14 protein-coding genes and 1 pseudogene are annotated in these 14,015 nt (G+C 47.5%); 1 reads left to right on the top strand and 14 read right to left on the bottom strand.

The window, feature by feature from the left end:
* Positions 1 to 2: 2 nt before the first annotated feature.
* From ACFQZG_RS19105 to ACFQZG_RS19140, 8 genes and pseudogenes are all read right to left on the bottom strand, one after another.
* Positions 3 to 1,226 (bottom strand): glycosyltransferase, encoded by a 1,224-nt coding sequence (locus tag ACFQZG_RS19105; protein WP_378155380.1) that lies wholly within the window; start codon positions 1,224 to 1,226, stop codon positions 3 to 5.
* Positions 1,227 to 1,238: 12 nt separating this feature from the next.
* A complete protein-coding gene (wecB, locus tag ACFQZG_RS19110) occupies positions 1,239 to 2,363 on the bottom strand; it encodes a non-hydrolyzing UDP-N-acetylglucosamine 2-epimerase (RefSeq protein ID WP_378155382.1) in 1,125 nt (374 codons plus the stop codon).
* Between the two features lie 14 nt (positions 2,364 to 2,377).
* A complete protein-coding gene (locus ACFQZG_RS19115; protein WP_378155384.1) occupies positions 2,378 to 3,229 on the bottom strand; it encodes a sugar nucleotide-binding protein in 852 nt (283 codons plus the stop codon).
* Entirely contained in the window at positions 3,217 to 4,230 is a 1,014-nt protein-coding gene (locus ACFQZG_RS19120; RefSeq protein WP_378155386.1) for a polysaccharide biosynthesis protein, read from the bottom strand. The genes ACFQZG_RS19115 and ACFQZG_RS19120 overlap by 13 nt, the downstream gene beginning before the upstream one ends.
* Positions 4,231 to 4,253: 23 nt before the next feature.
* Positions 4,254 to 5,366 carry a glycosyltransferase gene (locus ACFQZG_RS19125; protein WP_378155388.1) on the bottom strand — a complete coding sequence of 371 codons (1,113 nt, stop codon included), beginning with the start codon at positions 5,364 to 5,366 and terminating at the stop codon, positions 4,254 to 4,256.
* A 14-nt stretch (positions 5,367 to 5,380) separates the two neighbouring features.
* The gene (locus ACFQZG_RS19130) at positions 5,381 to 6,370 is read right to left on the bottom strand and encodes a Gfo/Idh/MocA family protein (RefSeq protein WP_378155594.1); all 990 of its coding nucleotides are present in this window, start codon (positions 6,368 to 6,370) and stop codon (positions 5,381 to 5,383) included.
* Positions 6,356 to 6,733 (bottom strand): annotated as a pseudogene (locus tag ACFQZG_RS19135) (FAD synthase family protein); the annotation flags it as partial. The pseudogene ACFQZG_RS19135 and the gene ACFQZG_RS19130, both read right to left, overlap by 15 nt.
* Positions 6,730 to 7,521, bottom strand: coding sequence for a LicD family protein (locus ACFQZG_RS19140; RefSeq protein WP_378155390.1), 792 nt, complete (start codon positions 7,519 to 7,521; stop codon positions 6,730 to 6,732). The gene ACFQZG_RS19140 and the pseudogene ACFQZG_RS19135, both read right to left, overlap by 4 nt.
* A 297-nt stretch (positions 7,522 to 7,818) precedes the next feature.
* Between ACFQZG_RS19140 and ACFQZG_RS19145 the strand changes: the two genes are divergently transcribed.
* Complete coding sequence (locus tag ACFQZG_RS19145) at positions 7,819 to 9,756, top strand: tetratricopeptide repeat-containing glycosyltransferase family 2 protein (RefSeq protein WP_378155391.1); 1,938 nt, start codon at positions 7,819 to 7,821, stop codon at positions 9,754 to 9,756.
* 56 nt (positions 9,757 to 9,812) lie between these two features.
* Here the strand turns inward: ACFQZG_RS19145 and fliS are convergent, their stop codons facing one another.
* The 6 genes from fliS to csrA all read right to left on the bottom strand — a co-directional run bounded on the left by fliS (position 9,813) and on the right by csrA (position 14,006).
* Complete coding sequence (fliS, locus tag ACFQZG_RS19150) at positions 9,813 to 10,193, bottom strand: flagellar export chaperone FliS (RefSeq protein WP_378155393.1); 381 nt, start codon at positions 10,191 to 10,193, stop codon at positions 9,813 to 9,815.
* A gap of 1 nt (position 10,194) precedes the next feature.
* Positions 10,195 to 10,521, bottom strand: coding sequence for a flagellar protein FliT (gene fliT / locus ACFQZG_RS19155; protein WP_378155395.1), 327 nt, complete (start codon positions 10,519 to 10,521; stop codon positions 10,195 to 10,197).
* Positions 10,522 to 10,527: 6 nt separating this feature from the next.
* Positions 10,528 to 12,339, bottom strand: coding sequence for a flagellar filament capping protein FliD (gene fliD, locus ACFQZG_RS19160; protein WP_378155397.1), 1,812 nt, complete (start codon positions 12,337 to 12,339; stop codon positions 10,528 to 10,530).
* Positions 12,340 to 12,351: 12 nt separating this feature from the next.
* Positions 12,352 to 12,756 (bottom strand): flagellar protein FlaG, encoded by a 405-nt coding sequence (locus ACFQZG_RS19165; protein ID WP_378155399.1) that lies wholly within the window; start codon positions 12,754 to 12,756, stop codon positions 12,352 to 12,354.
* Positions 12,757 to 12,874: 118 nt separating this feature from the next.
* On the bottom strand, positions 12,875 to 13,642 hold the full coding sequence (locus tag ACFQZG_RS19170; protein WP_378155401.1) for a flagellin N-terminal helical domain-containing protein: 768 nt from the start codon (positions 13,640 to 13,642) through the stop codon (positions 12,875 to 12,877).
* Positions 13,643 to 13,757: 115 nt separating this feature from the next.
* A complete protein-coding gene (gene csrA / locus ACFQZG_RS19175) occupies positions 13,758 to 14,006 on the bottom strand; it encodes a carbon storage regulator CsrA (RefSeq protein ID WP_378155403.1) in 249 nt (82 codons plus the stop codon).
* Positions 14,007 to 14,015: the final 9 nt, after the last annotated feature.

Below are 14,015 nucleotides of genomic sequence, written 5' to 3' on the forward strand. Positions count from 1 at the left end.
TCTTACCGCCGATCCGGTGGAGTCTGAATGAATATCTCATCTAGCTCTTGTTTCGTATGAACATAAGGGAATCCAGCCGATGTTAGTTGCTCAATCATCTCAGCCGGAGTTCGTGCCGCAACTAGGATCAATGTGGTCTCCTTTTGCTCTTCCAATACCTTTGGAGCCACGCATTCAACTTCATCATACTTTTGTCCCCATTTATTGGGGTTATTGTCCGAGAAACAATCTACTTGTACCCGTCTGCCCTGTAACTCTTGCAACAAGCGCAGTCCGTAGTTGCCTGTGCCGAAAATACATAATCGTCTTGCCTTGCCCTCCGAAAACCGTTCAATTTTCTCACGAAACTGTTCAAGCTGTACATCCAGAATATCGGGAATCACCGCTGCCTGAAATCTCTCATTCGCCAATTCATAAGCCATTTGAAGGCCGCTCCCTTTGAAAAAGCAGCTAAGCTGATAATAATAGTTGTACGGGCTGCCATACATAGACACCATCTCTTGTTCCGTTAGACGATTCATGAACCCGATATGCAATTCGCTCCGCTCCAATTCAAAGCGGTTAATGGTCTTGCTGCCCTGCTCTGGATGAAGACGTGAAATGACCAACGGCTCTGGAATGAATAGCGCCTTCTGAAATCTAAACATGCGAAACCACAGGTCATAATCCTGCGTGGTTCTAAGTTCCTCATTGAAGATTCCTACTCTTGTGAAATGCGAGCGATGAACGAGCACATCGCAACCGTGAATTAAATGCTGTATTACAGGGAATACACCATTCGTTAGTTGTTGTTCCGAATAAGTAGCGCCCAATCGAACCGGAGACGAAACTCCCGAATCTACATTCAGCAATTCATATTCGCTAAAGACAAGGCGTGTCACATCTCCATCCCGCAGCAACGCCGCAATAGCCATCTCGATTTTATTCGGCACATATATATCATCATGAGACAGCCAGGAGAAGTACTCACCTTGCATCAGCTGAATCCCGAGATTAAGAGCGGTTGCAACGCCACCATTCTCCTTATATAGATAACGAATACGATCACCGTAAGACCGCGCAATATTCTCCGTAGCACCGTCGTCACGGGAACCATCATTAACGACAAGAACTTCGATATTCTCGTATGTTTGCGCTAAAGCGCTGTTAATCGCTTCGCGAAGATAGTTGGAACCGTTATACACAGGAATGACAATCGATACCAACGGAAATTCATGATGAGCCATTTCCACCGCTCCTTACTTCCCCCATACTTTCTTATCGATAATCCTCGTATAACTTTGAATAATACGCACAACTTTCGACGACACATTAAGTTCCGCGTAGTCTGGCACAATGGATCCAACGTCCCCTGACTTCGCCATCCCGGTCGCGATCTCAACCGCTTGCATGATTTGCTCTCCGAGTATGCCGCCAACAACAACGCAGCCCTTATCAAGAGCTTCCGGACGCTCCGTGGAGGTACGTATGCTCACACCGGCAAACCGACAGATTGAGCTTTCTTCGGGAAGCGTCCCGCTGTCGGATAACACGCAAAATGCATTTTTTTGCAAACAGTTATAATCCGTAAAAGAAAACGGTGGAAATTTCCGCACTAACGGATGAAACTTAAACTGGCGCCGTTCGATCATTCGTGCGCTTCGAGGATGCATCGAGTAAATGACCGGCATTTGATATCTCTCGGCCATAGTATTGACCGCATCCATCAGACTGAAAAAGTTCGCCTCTATATCAATGTTTTCCTCGCGATGAGCGGAGAGAATGATATATTTGCCTTTCTGCAGAGACAATGTATCCAGCACTCGACTATTATGAATGCGATCCTTATGTACATGAAGAACCTCAGCAATCGGCGAGCCGGTTACATAAATATGCTCCTTGCGTACGCCCTCAGCGAGCAAATACCGGCGCGCATGCTCCGTATATGGCAAATTCACATCCGAAATGTGATCCACGATTCTCCGATTAGTTTCCTCGGGAAGGTTCTCGTCAAAGCATCGATTGCCCGCCTCCATGTGGAATATCGGAATCTTCAACCTTTTCGCAGAAATCGCTGATAATGCGGAGTTCGTATCGCCAAGAATGAGCAGCGCATCCGGTTGCGTTGCCTCCATTAATTCATATGACTTGGCGATTATATTCCCCATCGTGGCTCCAAGATGATCCCCTACCACATTAAGAAAATGATCTGGCTTGCGGAGGCTCAGATCATCGTAAAAAATCTCATTCAAATTGTAGTCATAATTCTGACCCGTATGAACGAATATATGGTCGAAATAGACATCAGCCTTCTTAATGAATTCAGAAAGCCTGATCATCTCCGGTCGGGTACCAACGATAGTCATAACTTTAAGCTTCTGCATATCCGACAATCTCCTTATTCATAATGCGGATATAGTTCACGATGATCATCGATCCATGTCTTCATATCGTTCACCATTTTTTCGTAGGTTGGAACTTGGAAACTGAAATCCGTACGATTATTGATGAGTGACTTGTCAATTTGAACCGTGTCGCTAGGCATTATTTCAATCGGTTCCCTTCTGATGATCCGATTGAACAGCAGAAGAAGATCGTATTTCGTAATTTTTCGATTGTTCACAAGATGGTAAAGGCCGGTCAATTTTTCCTTCATGGCATAATGAATCGCTTGCGCTAATGTGAATGTGGATACCCCTGTCCAAACGGCTCCCGTGTAACCGTTAACCAAGGACTTTTGTTGAAGAAACCAATTCAGTAACCCTACGCCATGCGCTCTGATGTCAGGTCCGATAATCGACGCTCGAAAGGTTAAATTTTTGTCGTCGACAATCTCGCCTAGCGCCTTTGTCTGGTCGTATAGCGTCTTTCCATCTTTTATACTATGCTCGTGATAGTTACCGGTCTTCCCGGAGAATACACAGTCCGTACTCAGATGAATGACACGAACGGGTGTTTCTCGCAAACAATTCACAATATAATGCGGGAAATAGCTATTGAGATATATTCCATCCGCAACGTTCCGATCCACATCCTTATTCAGAACGCCAATGCCATTAATGACAATGTCGAACGGCTTGCTTGTGAGTGCGTTTCGCACGCTCTCTTGGCTCAAGGCATTACCGACAATCGTATCGCAATACGGCAACGATGATCTGGCAAACCCGGTGACATTATGACCTTGCTCTTGCAAGTGCATGGTAATCATATGACCTGCCATCCCGCTTGCACCGAGGACTAAAACCTCCATGATTTCAGCTCTCTTTGAATATAATCTAGGCTTAGCAGCTTGTCCTTCACCTGCTCCACATTCAAAACGGTAGTGGTATTCGAGTTGAACTCCTGCAAGCGCGGAGCAGTTGTCTTACCTTCTTCGAAATATTGTTCATAGTTCAAATCACGGTTATCCGATGGAACTTGATAAAAGTTGCCTAAGTCATGCGCGTGAAGGCATTCTTCTTGCGTCAACAACGTTTCAAAGGACTTCTCTCCGTGTCTAATCCCGATGTATTGAATCTCGCAATTCGACGGGAACAACTCCATAATTGCCTGCGCAAGAACGCCTATTGTACAGGCCGGTGCCTTCTGTACCATTATGTCGCCAGGTTTTGCGTACTCGAAGGCGAACAGCACAAGTTCTACGGCTTCTTCTAAACTCATGATAAACCGTGTCATGCTCGGGTCGGTAATCGTCAACGGCTTGCCCGCCTTGATCTGCTCAATGAATAATGGGATTACTGAGCCTCTCGAGCACATGACATTTCCATAACGCGTGCCGCTAATAATCGTCTTATCCGTGGTTCGAGATTTCGCGACAAGTACCCGCTCCATCATTGCTTTACTTATCCCCATCGCATTGATCGGATACGCAGCTTTGTCGGTTGACAACCCGATAACCTTCTCCACGCCCGCTTCGATCGCTGCGGTCAATACGTTATCCATCCCGATAACGTTTGTCTTGACCGCTTCCATCGGGAAAAACTCACACGAGGGGACCTGCTTTAGCGCTGCGGCATGAAATATGTAATCAACCCCGAACATCGCATTGCGAACGCTGTGCAGATCTCGAACATCACCGATGTAAAATTTTATTTTATCGTTGCGATAGTGACGGCGCATATCATCCTGCTTTTTTTCATCGCGAGAGAAGATCCGAATCTCCCTAACACCAGAATCAATGAATCTATCCAGTACTGCATTGCCGAACGACCCCGTTCCGCCCGTAATCAGAAGCACTTTATTGTCAAACACCGAGGCCCCCCCTAACTCTAGCATTATTTCGTAACGTACAACCTCTCTATTACTTTAATCTGTTTTCTTAGATCGTAGCCCGCTAATTCGAGTTGCCTATCGTAACGAATACGCTCGTAACCGTTGGCGTATGTCAACACCTGTTTCACCCAATCAGAGATGCCTCCTGAAATGAAATCAAGATTCGAAGTTACTTGCGCCTCAATTGGCACCGCCGAACTTGTTAGACATTTGAGCCCCGCTGCTTGTGCCTCAATTAGTACCAAACCTAAACCTTCAAATCGCGATGGCAGCAAAAACATGTCCATCGCTTGCATCAGTTCAGGAACATCTTCGCGTCTCCCCATAAATAACACCGCATCCGATAATCCGTAATCGCTCACGCGCTGACGGATGTTATCCTCTAACGGCCCGTTACCTACTAACATGAGTCTGGCGTTCGGAAGATGTCGGTAGGTTGCGTGAAATATATCAACGAGCAATTCGTGATTTTTCTGATAAACGAATCTGCCCGCATGACCGAGCACGACGCAATCATTCAATCCCAATTCTCGTCTGTATTGTTCACGGACTTGCGGGTTATAGCTGTAACTTTGAACATCGATTGCGTTGTTCAATATTCGAATTCGGTCGCGAGGGATTTGAGTACCAAACAACCATTCTGCCGCCAGATTCGAGCATGCCCAGAAGTCCGTTGCCAAATCGCGACTGAACTTGGATCGTTGGGTATAGTGTCCCTCTACTAAAGCTTCCCTTTTAACCGGGTCCGCAACGTCTACCATCGTACTGTGAGAATGCACTATGATTTTAGGAACACCGCGCTCGATCGCCAATTCTTCAACAATGAAGCTTTTCCAATAGGAAGTATGTAAGTGTATCGCATCGTATCCCTCATCCAAAATCGCTTTCATTTCCTGAATAAACTGCTCTTCATTCTCATCCGAAGAACAACTCAGATAATGAATTTTTCCACCCTGGGAATTGATCTCGTCCGCAAAATCCAAAGATGGACTTCGCGTCGCAATGTCGAACCGAAACCGATCACGGTCAATGAATCGCCAGTTTTGCAGTACATATTGCGTAACGCCGCTTCCTGAATTGGTAAGCGGCATATGCAAGACTTTGATCTTATCCATCTCGTTACCTCGCTCTACGCTCTTACGACCGCCTTGGACTTACCAGCCAAAAACTGCTCGATAATTCGTACGATTGCCACCGACTCCTGTTCCGTCAGTTTAAACCCCTTATTCTCATGCCCGTATATCCGCGAGATAAAGTCACCAAGTTCATACCGGATCCCTTCTGTTGCAAACTTGGAGAAAAACTTCTCGTTATGCTCCGGATTCTCGTGACGCACTTCGAAATGCTGGGTCTTCCACCACGGGGCTTCGACATAGATGTAACCTTGCGTGCCGGAAATAACCATCTGTCCTTCCGACTTGACGCCCAAGCCTACCTTGGCGGTAGCCACTGCCCCGTTATATTTTAAATGAATCTTCGAATATACATCAACGCCGCTTTCATCGTCGAAGCGCTCAAAACGTATCTCCTTATAGTTCGTTCCGAGCAGCTTCACGATCGCAAGCAGCGGGTAACTCGCCAGCTCGGTTACGCTGCCGCCGCACTCCTCCGGTCGAAGCTCGCGAACATCGCCTTCGACCAGCTTCGTGAACGTCGCTTCGACGTCGCGAATCTGACCGATCCTCCCGCTGCGTGCAATCGCCAGCAGTTGCAGGAAACCCGGTGCATAAGCAGTCTTGATCGCTTCCATTAAAACAAGCCCTTTTCCCTTCGCTAGCGAGAACATTTCCGTAGCTTGTCTTGCCTCCAATACCATCGGCTTCTCGCATAGCACATGTTTGCCAGCATTCAGCGCACGCTTAATATATTCGTAGTGCGTAATATGAGGAGAAGCAATGTACACCGCATCGATTCGTTTAAAGAAGTCGTCAAGGTCATTCGTAGCAAACTTCAACTCGAACTGCTGCGCATAAGCATTTGCACTCTCAATTCGAGGATTATAGACGCCCTCCAGGTTCGTGCCGCTTACGAACTTCACCTCCGGTGCAAACCGTTTGGCGATTCGCCCAGTACCGATTACACCGAGTTTAACGATGCTATAATCCTGCTCGCGGATCATCGTGCTGGAAATCCCCTTGGTACGTTCAAGATAAACGACATCGCAATATTGTTTCAGGAAGTCAAACTTCCCTCTCCAATCCGACCCGACGGTAAAGACATTAATCCCCAGCCGCTGAATATCTTCGACCTTCTGCCCTTCATGATCTTCGATAATGATCTCGTCGGCAAAACCTGTCCGCTTAATATTCTCGATTCTCTCCATCAGCGAATGGACAACATTCATTTTGCCGCGATATTCGTCATATTGCTGCGTCGTGACGCCAACAATCAAATAATCGCCAAGCGCTTTCGCACGTTCGAGCAGCTTATAATGCCCTTCGTGGAACAGATCGAATGAGCCGTATGTGATGACTTTTTTCATTCGCATGTCCCCTCCTGCAATAAATGATAACGCGTAGCCGGATGACCCTTCCGCTGTTCCTCGGGCGGAAACTTCATATAATCGCCGAACTTGAAAGTCAAATATTCATCGTACTCTCTAGCCGCCGGGAATAGATGCCCTTCGAACTGGATATCCGCAAAGTCGACGTACCATTGCCGATAGTAACCGTACTGTCCGTTGTTAGGCGTCGGGAAGGTTAGCTTCCTCACCATTCGCGTTTCCTTACGATTGCAGATACGCTTGAGTCCGTCATACATCGCGAAAATGAAGTCTCGCGGGATCCATGCGACGCTGCCATAGACCGCCCTCATCCACGGGTTGCGATCGGACTTCGCACCCACGGCCGACCACAACAACTTCCTCACGACGGTACATGCGAAATTGTGAATGCGACGGAGGAACAAATTGTCCGGAACATTGTCCATCGGGAAAATATCGATAAATACACCGGTTGGATACGGCATATGTTCTTGACCTTTGCGAACGAACTCCGTACCGACTCGCCTGACCTTCCCGTAACCCCATCGGTAACCGGGCGTGCACTTATGATCTTGGAAGTAAAATTTAGACTGATCAAGATCGTTCATGCAAGCCTCTCGAAAACGCTCGTACTCCGGGCGCATCATGGCTACGTCGGCATCGTCATCCCATGGAATATATCCTTTGTGGCGTACAGCGCCTAAAGTCGTTCCCGCGATAATGCAGTATTTAATGTCGTTTTTCTTGCAAACGCGATCCACTTCCAACAACATCTCGAGCTGAATCATCTGAAGCCGTCGCAAATCTTCCGGAGGCATTCGTTTGTATGAATCGTTCATGAGTACCTCCATCCGTTCAATGATAGGGTTACTACTTATATCGGTTATTTGCGAAAAACCTGTAGTAATGAAGGCGGTAATGCGAGTTGAAATATTTGCTAATTGCCTTACTGAAGTATTGTAATTAATTCGTCAGCCAATCGACAAAATCCTTTATTTTTCGCGCATCTTCAATACTGCTTGGCCTTTTCGGCTATTTATAATAAGCTAGGAATAGACTTTCCAACACTGCTTGGCGGAGGCGCTATGAATAAGCTCATTTCCTTATGCATGATCGTTAAAAATGAAGAAGCATTCCTAGAACGCTGTTTGCAGAGCGTACGCGCGTTCGTAGACGAAATCGTCATCGTGGATACCGGCTCCACCGACCGAACGAAAGAAATCGCCAAGTCATTTACTGATAAAATTTACGATTTCGCATGGATCAACGATTTTTCCGCCGCGCGCAACGAATCGCTCAAGCATGCGACTGGCAAGTGGATCTTGGTCATGGATGCCGACGAGTATATGGAAGAGATAGAAATCCGCGGATTGCGCGATTTTCTAACCAAGGAACGACCGACAAACAGCAAGCTCTATCAATTGGGCGTCCGAAACTTTCAGGGGGATCAGAAGAACCCTACCGTCGTAGAGTCGCAGGTTGCGCGCGTATTTGCAAACCGAATGAAGATTCATTATCATCGCGCCTTACATGAACAACCGCGGACCGCGAAAGGTGTCGCTCCGCGAGTCGTCGCGATCCCTTATCAGATATTGCACTCCGGCTATTTAAACCATGTAATGACAGCTAAGAACAAACATGATCGCAACTTGAACATTTTCAACGATATGAAAGAGCAAGGAGAATTCAACGCATACGATCATTGCATGATCGGTCTCCAACTGGCTATGATGAAGAACGATGACGAAGCGATGCCGCATCTTCGGATCGCTCTCGAATCCGGCGATACCAAAGCCGTATGGTACAAAAACACGGTGTTCGCCATGATTGAAATCCACATGCGACACAGAAGATTCGTCGAGGCCTTTAATCTGGTGGAACAATATCTCCAGCCTTATCATCAATACCCCGACATCAAGTGCCTGCGCGGCGTAATTATGCTTGAACTAGGCTTCCGCAAGCTGAGCAAGCGAGAGTTTCTTGCAGCTTATCAAGAGGCGGAGAAACGATCAGCGACCAACCAAGAGATCGCCATCGCCAATCCGGATTATGGGATGAGGATGCCGCTCTGGCAATTGGCAATAGGTTACGAAAGAGAGAACCAACTGAATGAATCGGTCGCCTATTTAACCCGCCTTCTCGTGGCTAACGGCAAAGATCTAAGCGCCCTGATCAAACTGATAGAGATTCTATCCTTGAGGGATGGCGCGACCAATATTGCCGGTTTCCTTAACAAACTGCTGCATATCGATGACGATGAGACCCAAACGACGATAATAAGAAAAATCGCAATATCCATCGGCAACAAAGAGCTTGCTCGACACTATGTTGCAACGCCTATTAACCGATTCGGCATTGCCGACCAGTTGAAGTATGCTCTATTAACGCAGAGTCAGCATGACTTCGAACTTGCCTTACTGAGCCGTTCGCAGCAAGAACTCGAGGATCTGACGGTCATCAAAATCGTTGTCATGGGCGGAATTGTCTGGTCCCGTCCCGATTGGCTCCAACGTTATGCTCACTCCACGAATGAAGAAGCGCAAGGTTACCTGCAATTCGCGAACACTGTTCTAGAGGTCCAGAATCCGCCTGTGGATGTTGCTCGATTCGATCACGCTGCGTTTGAAACGTTAAGCCAACTCTATGTGTTAAAGCAATGGGATGCCTACGATCGATTAATCGAAACCTATGGCTCTCCGGCCCTGATTAATCAACTTGCTAGCTTCTTTCTTCTCAAACATTACAAAGAGCCTGCCTTGCAATACTACCAGCACCTACTGGACAATGACGAGTTGACCGCTGAAAGCTGCGACCAGTTGGGACACCTCCAGAGCATCGAAGGAGATCCGGAAGACGCCTTGTCCTTCTGGTCGCATGCGATTGAGCTAAAGCCTGCCGTCCCAAGATTCTACATTCAATATTTAACTCATTGTCCGGATTCGGAGCGCCGCGCTCCAATAAAAGAGGCACTGACCGAACGCTATCCCGAATATGCCGACTTGTCTCTTCTGAAAGCCTTATAAAAATTAACAAACCGCTAAAGGATTTTCCCTTTAGCGGTTTGTCGTTCTCGAGCCTGTTATTGCATGCTTTCCACCGTCGGCTTCTTCATCGCCGTAGCCCAAGTTTCTCGTACGTCGACGAGATAATTCAACACCTCGCGAGCAGGTTCCACGACTTTGCGCGAATTTGCTTGAATGAGTTGGTGAATCCAATACTCATACACCAGTACGAGATTGCTTGAAACCTCGTAGTCGAAGTTTAACGATGCAATAAGCTCGTTTATGATTCTCTGCGCCTTCTGCAAGTTCGCGTTCGCCTTCTCCGCGTTCCGTCCCTCAATACCCTCAATCCCCGCCCGAACGAACTTGATTGCTCCGTCATATAGCATGAGGATAAGCTGCGGACCGGAAGTTTGCACGGCTGCTTGCTGATATTTCTGATATGGATTGTTAATCATCTCATACCCCTTTATCGAACATAATGCTTTCGCCGAGGCCGTTTTGACCGTATGCGTTTTGTTGTCTCTTCGTTGCGTTCATACGTTGCATGCCGTCCTCAGCCTCCTGCTTTAATGCCGACATCCTGCTATAAACAGCTTTATCATATTTGGCGAGCTCTTTCAACAATAATTTCTCGTTCTCGGTTAATGAACCTCGACGTTGCACTTCGTCTACTAGCGTTTGCCGAAGGTCCGTTAACGAAACGTATTCTTCATATCCTGGATCCTGTTCGGGATCCGCCAGTCGCAATGTTACCGCCAATACTTGTATCATCAGCTCTTCCATAGCGAATTAGTTCGATCCGAACAGGGCGCTAGACTGAGATTGATAGCGGTTCATCGCCGTTTCCATCGCGGTAAATTGCTTGTAATAGTTCACTTCAAGACGATTCAGCCGATCGTTCGCGCTAACGATTCTGGAATCCAAACTTCGCAATAGCTCGCTGATCGTGCTTGACTCCAAGAACGTTGCGTCCTTGCTGATACTCGATTTCGACGTGCCTGCTTTAGCAGACAATTCTTCAATCGCTGACATCAGCGTATTCGACAACCGATTAAACAGACCGTTATCCGGATTGCTCGGCGAAGTCTTCAACTTCGCGTCTGTCTGACTCGTTTGTTGCGTGAAGAACTTTTCGATTTGATCCGGGTTGCTTTCGATCGCTTTGCGCAACTTCGCCTCGTCTTTTATAACCAGCTTGCCTCGTTGCGACCATTCTCCGGTTTCTATGCCTAAAGAAGTTAAGTTAACCTTGACTCCATCGATCGTAACGTCTGTAATAGCGGCAAGTCGCATGCTATCTACCATAGAGGTAAGCGTTGGATCACGGCGAATAAGTCCGCTCTTGGCCTTCTCTTCCCACATTTTGATTTCATCTTCGCTCATTTCGGCTTTCTGCTCCGAACTTAGCGGCGAAAACTTACGATAACGTTCTTCGTTGATCTTGTTATTTGCAGTCTCAAGCAGATCGTTATACTCTTTAATGAATGTCTTGATCGAATCTACGACCTTATCCGTATCGGATTTAACGGTAAGCGTCGTTACGGAGCCCGCAGACAGAGCATTCAACGTGACGGTGACGCCGTTCTCCGTGAACGAGTTGCTTGAGCGCTCCGTCTCGATACCATTAATGACGACTTTGGCGTTCTGACCGATCGTCTCGCCGATCAAGTTGAATTTAGCGAATAAATCTCCGCTTATGGCAACGGACCCCGAACCGTCGGATTTGATCGTAAGCTTGCCTGTAGCAGCATCAATGGCCGCCGTAACGCCGGCACCTGCATCGGCGTTAATGGTATTCAGCAAGTCATCCAGTGTGGCGTTCTCTCCAACCGTTATCGTGCTCCCGTTGATTGTAAAACTAACATTGCCGCCGACAGGCGTATACGATAGTTTACCATCTGCTTTCAAGGAAGCCAATGTATCGGAACTCGTCGTTACTGCACCGATTCCACTGGAGCTAGATAATCCCCCAAGTTGAAAATCATCCAATAAGGTTCCCCCGGTCGTGATGGACGTTGCTCCACCCGTTTTGGAAGTGAGCGACAACTTCCCGGTAGTCCCATCGATAAATGCCGTAACGTTCATGTCTTTATCCGCATTGATCTTAGCGACCATGGAATTTAACGTATCGACCGTTTCGTCTAATTGAATCGTCTTACCGTTAATGGTGACATCCACTTTGCCGCCGACTGCCGTATAATTCAAGGTACTGCCGTTCAATTGGTTCAGCTTTTTAGTCTTATCGACAGTACCGACGCCGGTCGTACTGACCACCGAAGAGGAAGTAGCCAACTGTTTGACTTCGATAGACATCGATCCCGCGATCGCCGAAGAATCGGCTTTGGCGCTCACGGCAGACGTATTGCCAGAGGCGTTAACTTGCTTGGCGCTTACCATGCCTTGCAAGCCGTAATTAAACAATTTATTGTTGCGGAAGTCAACCATCTTGATGTTAACGTCCCGATATTGTTCACGCTGCCATTCTAGCATCGTCTTTTGTTGATTTAGTTTATCGAGCGGCGCGCGCTGCGCCTTCATTAAATTTTTAACGATCGTGTCGACGTCCAGACCGGAAGATATCCCTGTTATTCTCATTACCATTGTATTCGCCTCCTATACTTTCTCGTCGACCAAGATGCCGGCGAATTCCATCATTTTCGCGACCAAGTCTAACGTCTTCTCCGGCGGAATCTCACGAATGAGTTCACCGGTTTCTTTATTAAACACTTTAACGGTTACTGCTCTTGTCTGCTCGTGCACTTTCATCTCGAACGTCGTAGAAGGTCCTTCCAGAGCCTTAATCGCACGATCGATCGCTTTAATCAGCTGTTCTTCTCCTACGGACAGTTTAACGCCCTGCAGCTCGGCGTTGTGCATCTGTTTTCCGTTGCGAACGAGTTCAGCATCGAACCCAGAACCTGCATGTTTCGTGGAGACGTTCTCCGTTGCGGCTTTATTAGCGGTTGCGGTATTGTTAGCAGGCGAGATGTTCGTAATAGGCGAGGATTGTATCTTCATCTTATCACTCCGTCCGAAAGAATAGTGTTATCTATTATATCGACGGATAGCAAGACATTATTTAGCGAAAAATAAAAAAGACCTTGGGAGATCCCAAGGTCTTCGGTACGAGCGATGATTAACGCAGGAGCGACAATACGCCTTGTGGCGCGGAGTTCGCTTGCGCAAGCATAGCTTGCGAGGATTGAAGCAAGATTTGGTTCTTGGAAAGCTCGACCATTTCCTTCGCCATGTCCGTATCGCGAATACGGGACTCGGATGCCGTAAGGTTCTCGATCGTCGTACCCAGGTTGTTGGAAGTGTATTCCAAACGGTTTTGCATTGCACCGAGTTGAGCGCGTTGCGTGGATACGGCTTCGATAGCCGATTCGATGCCGCTGATGCCGGCAGAAGTTGCCAGGCCGTAGAAGCTAGTCGTTGCAATACCCGTAATGCTGATCGTTACGGAGTTGTCGTCAGCTTGAATGCTGATCGTGCTCGTGATGTTGATGCCGTTGAACGTCGTGTTGTCCATGATGCTGTCGATTTGGCTGGACAGCGCGTTAAGCTCGACGTCGATGTTTGCTTTTTGGCTCGTGGTGTACGTGCCGTTCGCTCTTTGAACTTGCAGCTCTTTCATACGGCCAAGCATGGAGCTGATTTCGTTCATTGCGCCCTCTGCCGTTTGTACGAAGGAGATACCGTCTTGAACGTTACGTTGCGCTTGTTCGAGACCGCGGATTTGACCGCGCATTTTCTCGGATACAGCAAGGCCAGCAGCGTCGTCGCCTGCACGGTTGATGCGAAGACCCGAAGAGAGCTTCTCCATGTTCTTGCCCGTTGCAACGTTGTTCAAGCTCATGTTGCGGTGGTTGTTCAGTGCGGTAATGTTGTGGTTAATACGCATTTGTAATTTCCTCCTTGAATGGTTAAGTAAGTCCACATCCTTGTGGATATGCCAGCGTCAGGTCGGCCGCCCGGAACTGGCTATATTATGTATATCGGCTTCGGAAGTCTATGCTTTATAGCTTTTCGGAACTTTTTTTAATTTTTTTAAGTTTTTGCGCGAGAATCGCTATATCCGACTGTTGTGTCGCCGATTCGCGGTTCGTTTCCTTTACGGCGACGATCAACTCTTTACGCAGAATTTCAATTTCTCGCGGTGCGGCAATGCCGATCTTGACGGTGTCTCCGTCCACTTCGAGCACCGTGATCTCAATATGATCTTGAATGACGATCGATTCGCCTTTACGTCGGGATAGCACCAGCATCCTACCATC

The sequence above is a fragment of the Cohnella sp. GCM10027633 genome, assembly GCF_042675445.1.
GTDB lineage: Bacteria > Bacillota > Bacilli > Paenibacillales > Paenibacillaceae > Cohnella.

What these genes read in the sequence shown, in the direction of transcription:
- ACFQZG_RS19125 (WP_378155388.1), bottom strand. Translation starts at nt 5,366, where the DNA reads ATGGATAAGATCAAAGTCTTGCATATGCCGCTTACCAATTCAGGAAGC.
- fliT (WP_378155395.1), bottom strand. Translation starts at nt 10,521, where the DNA reads ATGGAAGAGCTGATGATACAAGTATTGGCGGTAACATTGCGACTGGCG.
- fliD (WP_378155397.1), bottom strand. Translation starts at nt 12,339, where the DNA reads ATGGTAATGAGAATAACAGGGATATCTTCCGGTCTGGACGTCGACACG.
- ACFQZG_RS19165 (WP_378155399.1), bottom strand. Translation starts at nt 12,756, where the DNA reads ATGAAGATACAATCCTCGCCTATTACGAACATCTCGCCTGCTAACAAT.
- fliS (WP_378155393.1), bottom strand. Translation starts at nt 10,193, where the DNA reads ATGATTAACAATCCATATCAGAAATATCAGCAAGCAGCCGTGCAAACT.
- ACFQZG_RS19105 (WP_378155380.1), bottom strand. Translation starts at nt 1,226, where the DNA reads ATGGCTCATCATGAATTTCCGTTGGTATCGATTGTCATTCCTGTGTAT.
- wecB (WP_378155382.1), bottom strand. Translation starts at nt 2,363, where the DNA reads ATGCAGAAGCTTAAAGTTATGACTATCGTTGGTACCCGACCGGAGATG.
- ACFQZG_RS19140 (WP_378155390.1), bottom strand. Translation starts at nt 7,521, where the DNA reads ATGATTCAGCTCGAGATGTTGTTGGAAGTGGATCGCGTTTGCAAGAAA.
- ACFQZG_RS19130 (WP_378155594.1), bottom strand. Translation starts at nt 6,370, where the DNA reads ATGATCCGCGAGCAGGATTATAGCATCGTTAAACTCGGTGTAATCGGT.
- ACFQZG_RS19145 (WP_378155391.1), top strand. Translation starts at nt 7,819, where the DNA reads ATGAATAAGCTCATTTCCTTATGCATGATCGTTAAAAATGAAGAAGCA.
- ACFQZG_RS19115 (WP_378155384.1), bottom strand. Translation starts at nt 3,229, where the DNA reads ATGGAGGTTTTAGTCCTCGGTGCAAGCGGGATGGCAGGTCATATGATT.
- ACFQZG_RS19170 (WP_378155401.1), bottom strand. Translation starts at nt 13,642, where the DNA reads ATGCGTATTAACCACAACATTACCGCACTGAACAACCACCGCAACATG.
- csrA (WP_378155403.1), bottom strand. Translation starts at nt 14,006, where the DNA reads ATGCTGGTGCTATCCCGACGTAAAGGCGAATCGATCGTCATTCAAGAT.